Origin of the sequence: Geoalkalibacter sp. (assembly GCF_030604225.1) — a bacterium.
Classification (GTDB): domain Bacteria; phylum Desulfobacterota; class Desulfuromonadia; order Desulfuromonadales; family Geoalkalibacteraceae; genus Geoalkalibacter.
The window spans coordinates 1-7627 of the sequence record NZ_JAUVWH010000143.1 but is presented as its reverse complement, the minus strand read 5'-3'; the positions used below and the strand labels follow the sequence as shown (position 1 = coordinate 7627).

At 68.0% G+C, this 7627-nt stretch carries 7 protein-coding genes and 1 pseudogene; 4 read left to right on the top strand and 4 right to left on the bottom strand.

Annotated features, from left to right (window positions below):
• Positions 1-539 (bottom strand): S1-like domain-containing RNA-binding protein (locus tag QAT43_RS13150; protein WP_305043541.1); only part of this gene is annotated, 539 nt, incomplete at its 3' end.
• Between the two features lie 207 nt (positions 540-746).
• Here QAT43_RS13150 and QAT43_RS13145 point away from each other — a divergent pair.
• Genes QAT43_RS13145 through QAT43_RS13130 form a run of 4 tightly spaced genes read left to right on the top strand, consistent with a single transcriptional unit; the run spans position 747 to position 5212 of the window.
• The gene (locus QAT43_RS13145; RefSeq protein WP_305043540.1) at positions 747-2306 is read left to right on the top strand and encodes a DUF2868 domain-containing protein; all 1560 of its coding nucleotides are present in this window, start codon (positions 747-749) and stop codon (positions 2304-2306) included.
• The gene (locus QAT43_RS13140; RefSeq protein WP_305043539.1) at positions 2299-3711 is read left to right on the top strand and encodes a DUF3482 domain-containing protein; all 1413 of its coding nucleotides are present in this window, start codon (positions 2299-2301) and stop codon (positions 3709-3711) included. Before QAT43_RS13145 ends, QAT43_RS13140 begins: the two co-directional genes overlap by 8 nt.
• A 37-nt stretch (positions 3712-3748) precedes the next feature.
• A complete protein-coding gene (locus tag QAT43_RS13135) occupies positions 3749-4846 on the top strand; it encodes a Glu/Leu/Phe/Val family dehydrogenase (RefSeq protein WP_305043538.1) in 1098 nt (365 codons plus the stop codon).
• A 60-nt stretch (positions 4847-4906) separates the two neighbouring features.
• Positions 4907-5212, top strand: coding sequence for a hypothetical protein (locus QAT43_RS13130; protein WP_305043537.1), 306 nt, complete (start codon positions 4907-4909; stop codon positions 5210-5212).
• 18 nt (positions 5213-5230) lie between these two features.
• Here the strand turns inward: QAT43_RS13130 and QAT43_RS13125 are convergent, their stop codons facing one another.
• The 3 genes and pseudogenes from QAT43_RS13125 to QAT43_RS13115 all read right to left on the bottom strand — a co-directional run.
• A complete protein-coding gene (locus QAT43_RS13125; RefSeq protein ID WP_305043536.1) occupies positions 5231-6412 on the bottom strand; it encodes a dihydrolipoamide acetyltransferase family protein in 1182 nt (393 codons plus the stop codon).
• Positions 6413-6423: 11 nt separating this feature from the next.
• Entirely contained in the window at positions 6424-7401 is a 978-nt protein-coding gene (locus tag QAT43_RS13120) for an alpha-ketoacid dehydrogenase subunit beta (RefSeq protein WP_305043535.1), read from the bottom strand.
• A 1-nt stretch (position 7402) separates the two neighbouring features.
• Positions 7403-7627: pseudogene (locus QAT43_RS13115) on the bottom strand (pyruvate dehydrogenase (acetyl-transferring) E1 component subunit alpha); the annotation flags it as partial.

The window sequence follows — 7627 nt, the reverse complement described above, 5'->3', positions numbered from 1 at the left end:
TTCATGCCGGGGCGGATTTCATCCTGATAGAGCAGCGCGGGGAACAGGTCATTGACGATGACCTTGACGCCGAGGTCGGTGAACTCCCAGAGCAGGATTTCCACCTCCTCGCCGAGGCGCAGCTCCGGCGGTTCTTCCAGGCAGCGCTCGACGCGGGCGGTGGCGACCAGGCGGCTGCGGTCGTCGAGGCACACCTTGACCAGGTACTTGCGTCCGGCGCGCATGCGCTCGGGCTGCTCGCTGAAGGGCACGAGCAGTTCCTTGTCCAGGCCCCAGTCGAGAAAAGCGCCGTATTTGGTGATCTGGCTCACCTGCAAGTAGGCGAACTCGCCGACCTGGGCCTTGGGTTGCCTGAGGGTGGCCAGGGGCAACCCTTCGCTGTTGAGATAGACGAACACCGCCAGCTCGTCGCCCGGCGCGGCGCCGGACGGCAGTTCGCGGGCCGGCAGCAGGATGCGCAGCTGATCGCCGGCGAACCAGGCGCCGTTGCCGTCGATGGCTTGGATTTTCAAGGTATTGATGCGACCGAGTTCGAGCATGTGGGTCTCCATGGCGGGCAGGAAGAAAAAAGGGGCCGCGGCTGCACGGCCGGCCCCATGTCCTATTGCCGTTTGTTATCACAGCCCGCCGGCGCATGCAAGGCCGGGCCGCGAGAGCGGCAATTCTTGCGTCAATTTCATTCTGGTATTAAATTGTCTTGCGCCTCGCGCGTCCCGATTCTTTCTGAACCGCTGCACAGGAACTCCATGCCGAATTCCAACCCCAAGGACTGGTCCGTCGCCGACCTGGTCGATCTCGAATACTTTCTCGCCGCGGATGCCGAAGCCGACCCGGCTTCCCTCAGTCATCGCGATCGTGAACTCTATCGCGCCCATCTCGCCGAGGAGACGCCGCCCTCCAGACGCGCGCTGCTGCGCCGCTGGCTCGAATTGCGCCGCGACAGCGCCCGCGCCGAGCAGGCCGCGCCCCTACCCGGCGACGTGGTGGCGGCGCTGCTGCGCCCCTTTACCCTGCTGCTGCTGGCAGTCGGCGGCCTGGGCGGGGCGGCCCTGGCCTGGGGCGTGCTGAGCTACGCGGGCACGCGCCCCATCAATCTGTTTGCCGCCTTGGCGCTGCTGGTCGCGGTGCCCTTTTTTTTCGCCCTGCTGTCCGCCGGATTGCCGGCCCTGCGCCTGGCCCTGCGCGGAAATCCCGCCGGGGTCTTCGGCGGCTGGCTGACCGGCGCCCTGCTGACTCGCCTGAGCCGCCGCGCCTATGCCCTGCTCGGTGAGCGCGACAGCGGGCGGACGCCTTCGGCCCTGGCGCAAAGCTGGGGTGTGCTGCGCGGCCGTGGCGGCCTCTATGCCGGCATCATGGGCTGGCTCGCCTTTGCCCTGATGCAGGTCGCCGCCCTGGGCTTTTCCCTGGGGGTGCTGCTCACGGTCATGGTGCGCGGCTGGTTCGCCGACCTGGCCTTTAGCTGGCAGACCACCACCCAGCTTTCCGCCGAAGGCCTGCATGCCTTGGTCTCCGTCCTGGCCCGCCCCTGGGCGACCCTGGCCGAGCCGCCCTTCTCCCATCCAACCCTGGAGCAGGTGGCCGGCTCGCGGGTGTTCCTCAAGGAAGGCTTGCAGCATCTGGCCAGCGGCGATCTGCAATCCTGGTGGTATTTTCTGCTCTGGGCCATCCTCTGCTATACGGTGCTGCCGCGCCTGCTGCTGCTCGGCACCGCCTTTTTCGGCATCCGCCGCGCCCTGAGCCGGCTGTCCTTTCCCGATGCCCGCTGCGAGGCCCTGATGCGCCGCATGCAGCACCCGCAAGTGCGCATCGGCCGCGACGGCGAGGTCGGGGAGGATGAGGCCGCGGCCTCCCTGGTGCTGCCCGCCGAGATGCAGGCCGGCATGACCCGCCTGCGCGCCCTCGTCCCGACGGAACTTCTCGCGCGGCCCGTCGCCGACGGCGCAACGGCTGAAATCGCCAAGGAATTCGGCGCGGCCGTCGAGACCCTGGCGCCCGTCGCCCTGGATGAGAACACGGATACCGAGGTGCTGCGCGGCCTGGGCGCGGATTCCGCGTCAAGCGCGGTGCTGCTGGTGCTGGAAGGCTGGCAGCCGTGCATCACCGCGACCCTCGAATACCTCAAGACCCTGCGCCGCGCCCTGGGCAGGGAGCGCCTGCTGGTGGTGGGGCTGATCGGACGCGAGACACCCGGTCGCTGGGGTACGCCCACGCCCGACCACGAATTCGACATCTGGCGGCAGCGCCTCGCGGCCTTGGGCGATCCCTGCCTGCTGGTCCACAACTGGGGGAGGTCGACGGATGAGTGAGGTGCCCGTGTTCGCCGTGGTGGGCCATCCCAACGAAGGCAAGTCGTCGGTGGTCTCCACCCTCACCGAGGACGACCGGGTGCCCGTCAGCGCGGTGCCCGGCGAGACCCGTCAGTGCGCCACCTATGCCATCAAGGTCGATGGCGAGACCCTGGTGCGCTTCGTCGACACACCGGGATTCCAGATGCCCCTGCAGACCCTGCGCTGGATGCAGCAGTACGACGGACCGGCCGAGGCCCTGGTGGCCGAATTCATCCGCGCCCACCAGGGCGATCCGCGCTTCGCCGATGACTGCGAACTGCTGCGGCCGGTGGCCAAGAACGCCGGCATCGTCTATGTGGTGGACGGCTCGCGACCCTTGCGACCCAACGACGAAGCGGAAATGGAGATCCTGAGGCTCACCGGCCGACCACGCATGGCGGTGATCAATCCCAAGGCCAACGAGACCACCTACCTCAACGAGTGGAAAGCGGCCTTCGCCAAGACCTTCAACGTCAACCTGCAGTTCAACGCCCACCGCGCCACCTTCAAGGAGCGCATCGACCTGCTCCAGGCCCTGCAGCACATCGAGCAGGACTGGGGCGCGGCCCTCGCCAAGGTCGTCGCCGCCCTTCAGGATGATTGGCGCGGGCGCCTCGAAGCCTGCGCCGACGCCATCCTGCATCTGCTGGAAAAAGCCCTGAGCCTGTCCCTGAGCGGCACCAGCGAAGGCGAGGATCCCGCCGCCCGCGACCAGCAGCGCGACAAGCTCATCGTCGCCTTTCAGGAACGCCTCGCGCGCCTGGAGCGCGACTGCCGCCGCGACATCAAGCAGCGCTTCCTGCACAATCTGTTCAACGCCGATCTGGCCGCCGAAACCGTGGCGGCGCAGGATCTGTTTTCCGAGGAAACCTGGGAGGTGCTGGGCCTGACCCGCAAGCAGCTGAGCCTCGCCCTGGCCACCGCCGGCGCGACCCTGGGCGCCGCCCTCGACGGCGCCGCCGGGGGTCTGACCTTCGGCGTATTCACCCTCGGCGCCGGCATCGCAGGCGGCCTGGCCGGCTGGACCGGCACCCGCCCCCTGTCGCGCCTCAAGGTCGATCTCGGCCCCTTTTCCCGGGAACTCGGCGGCTGCCGCATCCAGGTCGGCCCCCTGCGCAATCCGCAGCTGATGTTCGTGCTCCTCGACCGCGCCCTGATCTATTTTCAGTGCGTCAGCAACTGGGCCCATGCCCGCCGCGAGGAAGCCGCCATCAGCCTGCCGGAAGGAAAAAAGGGCGTGACCGCGGGCTGGGACGCTGAGCGCCGCAGGCTTTTCGAGAAATATCAGCACTATCTGCAGAAAGGCTACGCGGACAAGGCCAATGAACTGCGCCCCCGGCTTCACCAGGCCCTGATGCGGACCCTTCAGGAGGATCTGGGGTAGAGTCGCGATCCCGGCGGATCGCGCTATAATTAGCCCCATGACGATCCCATTCGACGATATCGGCCCGACCAAGATTCTGCAACTCCATGCCCCGCGCATCCCCATGCGTGCGGTGGTGGTGATCGACAACACCGCGCGCGGTCCGGCCCTCGGCGGCATTCGCGTGTCCCCCAGGGTGGGCGTGGAGGAAGTCGCTCGCCTGGCGCGGACCATGACCTTCAAAAGCGCCCTGGCCGATCTACCCCACGGCGGCGGCAAGGCGGGCATCATCGCCGATCCCCGCGCCCCCAACATTGAGCTGATCTTTCGCACCTTCGCCCGCTTGATCAAAAACCTCACCGAATACATCCCCGCCCCCGACATGGGCTGCCACGAGGACGCCATGGCCTGGATCCAGGACGAGATCGGCCGCGTCGCGGGGTTGCCCGAGGAAATCGGCGGCCTGCCCCTCGATAAGCTCGGCGCCACCGGCCATGGCTTGGCCGAATGCGCCGAGGTCGCCTGCGCCCACGCCGGCCTCGATCTCGCCGGGGCGCGCGTGGCGATTCAGGGCTTCGGCAGCGTGGGCAAGGCGGCGGCGCGCTTTCTCGCCGCCAAGGGCGCGATGATCGTCGCCGTGAGTGATTCGCGCGGCGCGGTTTACCAGCCCGGCGGGCTGGACGTGACGCAACTGCTCGCCGTCAAAAAAGAGACGGGCAGGATCGCAGCCGGCGGCGCGGGCCAGGTGCTGCCCGGCGAGGAGCTGTTTCAGGTCGACTGCGACATCCTTGTTCCAGCCGCGACCCCGGACGTGATTCATGAAGGCAACGCCGGCGCCATCAAGGCCCGGCTGATCCTCCAGGGAGCCAATATCCCCGCCACGGCTCGGGCCGAGCAGATCCTTGCCGAACGCGGCGTCCTGCTGGTTCCGGACTTCATCGCCAACGCCGGCGGCCTGATCATGGCCGCCCTGGAGTACGCCCGCCGGAGCGAAGCGGAGGCCTTCGCCGCCATCACCGACAAGATCCGCGCCAACACCCGGCTGATTCTCGACAAGGCACGCAGCGAAGGAATACTGCCGCGCGCGGCGGCCGAGAGCATCGCCCGCGAACGGGTCGTAAAGGCCATGCGCTTCCGCGAATACACGTACACCTGAGCAACTCCTGGGTCCTTGGCCGGGCGCTCTCTAAGCTCTTTTCTCGACAAAGGATGCGCCGTGAGACTTTCCGAATGGCTCAATCAGCAGGTCGCGGACCAGGTGGATGTTTCCCACATCGACCCGCCAAGCGACATTCTCTTCGATGACCAACCCGACGAGACGATTTTTTTCGAGGAAATCAATCCCTGCGGCATTCTCTGCCGGGAAAACCACCCCTTCGCAACCGTCGAGCGCTATGACCGCTGGTATTTCAGCCGGGGCCAGGACAAAAAAGTCGGCATTCATTCCTCCGAGGGCAACTGGTCGCTGATTACCCGCGACAAGGAGCTTGCCCTGCGCACCGCCAGGGCCCATCTGGAATAAACCGTCCTTCCTTGGTCCTCAGTTCTCCAGCAGAATTCTGTCCGGATCCTCGATGTGCTCGATCAGGGCGTTGAGGAAGCGATGAGCGGTGGCGCCGTCGATGATGCGGTGGTCGAAGGTCAGGGACAGGGGCACCGTGGGCCGCGCCACCACCTGCCCGTCGCGCACCACCGCCTCCTCGGCGATGCGTCCCACGCCGAGAATCGCCGCTTCGGGCGGGTTGATGATGGGCGTGCCCCAGAGCCCGCCGACGGCTCCGTAATTGCTCAGGGTAAAGGTGCCGCCCTTGAGTTCGGCGGGGGCGATCTTGCGTTCGCGGGCGCGCACCGCCAGTTGCTGCAGGGTGGCGGCCAGGTCGAGGATGCTGCGCCGCCGGGCGTTGCGCACCACCGGCACCAGCAGCCCGTCGGGGGTGTCGACGGCAAAACCGATGTGAATCTGGCGGTGCAGGACGATCTCGTCGCGCGCCTCGTCGAAGCTGCTGTTGAGCAGGGGAAAGCGCTCGAGCACCAGGGTCAGCGCCTTGACGATGAAGGGCAGCCAGGTCAGACGCACCCCGCGCGCCGCGGCCAGGGCCTGCTCGCGTTCGCGCAGGCGGCAAAGGGCCAGGGCGTCGGCGCGTTCGAGGATGGTCACGTGCACCGCGCTGGAGGCCGAGGCCCGCATGGTCCTGGCCATGGTGCGGCGCACCCCGCGCAGGGGCAGTCGATCGTCCGCCGCCTCCTCGCCCTGGCGGGCGCCGGCGGCGGCGCGGATATCCTCCTCGGTAATGCGCCCCCCCGGCCCGCTGCCGCGCAAACCCGAAAGATCAATCCCGAGTTCCTCGGCGAGTTTGCGGTCGCGGGGCAGAACGAGAGACGCTTTCTCCAGGGGCGCGGCGGCGGGCTCCTCCCGCGGAGCTTCTTCCAATTCGCCGACCACGCCCACGGCCGCGGGCGGCGCCTTGAGCGCCGGCGTTTCGCGAACGCCCTCCTCGATCAGCGCCAACACGGCGCCCACCGCCACCAGGTCGCCGGGAGCGCCGCGCAATTCGCGCACCACCCCGGCAACGGGCGAAGGCACCTCCACCAGCGCCTTGTCCGTTTCCATTTCCACCAGCGGCTGGTGCTCGGCCACACGCTCGCCGACCGCGACCAGCCAGCGCAGGATCTCTCCCTCGACCATCCCCTCGCCGATATCCGGAAACCTGAGCTCAACCATGCATGATCTCCTCAGAAACTCAGCAGCCGGCGCGCCGCGCGCAGGATCCGCTGTGCGCCGGGCAGATAGAGATGTTCGGCCTTGGGCAGGGGCATGACCGTGTCAAAGCCGGTGACGCGCGCCACGGGGGCCTTGAGAAAGAGCAGCGCCTCCTCCGCCACCTGCGCGGCAATCTCGGCGCCCATGCCTGCGGTGCGCGGCGCCTCGTGCACGACCAGGCAGCGGCCGGTGCGCCGCACCGAGGCCAGGATGGTCTCGCTATCCAAGGGCGAGAGGGTGCGCGGATCGATGATCTCGGCCTCGATCCCGTCCTCGGCCAACTGTTCGGCGGCCTGCCGCGCCTCGCGCACCATGGCGCCCCAGGCCACCATTGTCAGGTCGCGGCCCTCGCGCACCAGGCGCGCCTGCCCCAGTTGCAGGGGTTCCATGCCCGGCGCGACCTCTTCCTTGATGGCACGGTAAATGCGCTTGGGTTCGAGAAACACCACCGGGTCGGGGTCGCGAATGGCGCCCTTGAGCAGGCCACAGGCCTCGGCGGGGGTGGAGGGCACCACCACCTTGATGCCGGGCATGTGGACCAGCAGCGCCTCGGTGCTCTCCGAATGGTGCTCGGGGGCGTGAATGCCGCCGCCGTAGGGCACGCGGATCACCAGCGGGGCCGTGTACTCGCCGCGGGTGCGGTTACGGATGCGGCTGACATGGGAGATGATCTGATCGAGGGCCGGCGGCAGAAAACCCATGAACTGGATCTCCGCCACCGGGCGCAAACCGTACAGGGCCAGCCCCAGGGCCACGCCGACGATGCCCGATTCGGCCAGGGGCGTGTCCATCACCCGCTCCTCGCCGAAGGCCTGCTGCAGACCCTCGGTGACGCGGAACACGCCGCCCTCGCGCCCGACGTCCTCGCCGAGCAGCAGGATGTCGCCGTCTCGCGCCATTTCCTCGCGCAGGGCCAGGTTGATGGCTTCGACCAGGTTGAGGCTCGCCATCTCAGCGCTCCTTGAGTTCGGCCAGCAGTTCGGCCTTCTGCCGGGCCAGATGGGGCGGCAGTTCGGCGAACATGGAATCGAAGACCTCCGCCGGGCCGGGCGCGGGCCGGCTCTCGGCATCACGCACCCCCGCGGCGATCCAGTCATGGATCTCGGCGGCGAGTTGCGCTTCCCAGTCCTCGCTCCACAGCTTGCGCTCCTGCAAAAAGCGCCGGTAGCGCGCCAG

Bases quoted from the DNA above. Each gene is read 5' to 3' on its own strand.
- QAT43_RS13145 (WP_305043540.1), top strand. From the start codon at position 747: ATGCCGAATTCCAACCCCAAGGACTGGTCCGTCGCCGACCTGGTCGAT.
- QAT43_RS13140 (WP_305043539.1), top strand. From the start codon at position 2,299: ATGAGTGAGGTGCCCGTGTTCGCCGTGGTGGGCCATCCCAACGAAGGC.
- QAT43_RS13135 (WP_305043538.1), top strand. From the start codon at position 3,749: ATGACGATCCCATTCGACGATATCGGCCCGACCAAGATTCTGCAACTC.
- QAT43_RS13125 (WP_305043536.1), bottom strand. From the start codon at position 6,412: ATGGTTGAGCTCAGGTTTCCGGATATCGGCGAGGGGATGGTCGAGGGA.
- QAT43_RS13120 (WP_305043535.1), bottom strand. From the start codon at position 7,401: ATGGCGAGCCTCAACCTGGTCGAAGCCATCAACCTGGCCCTGCGCGAG.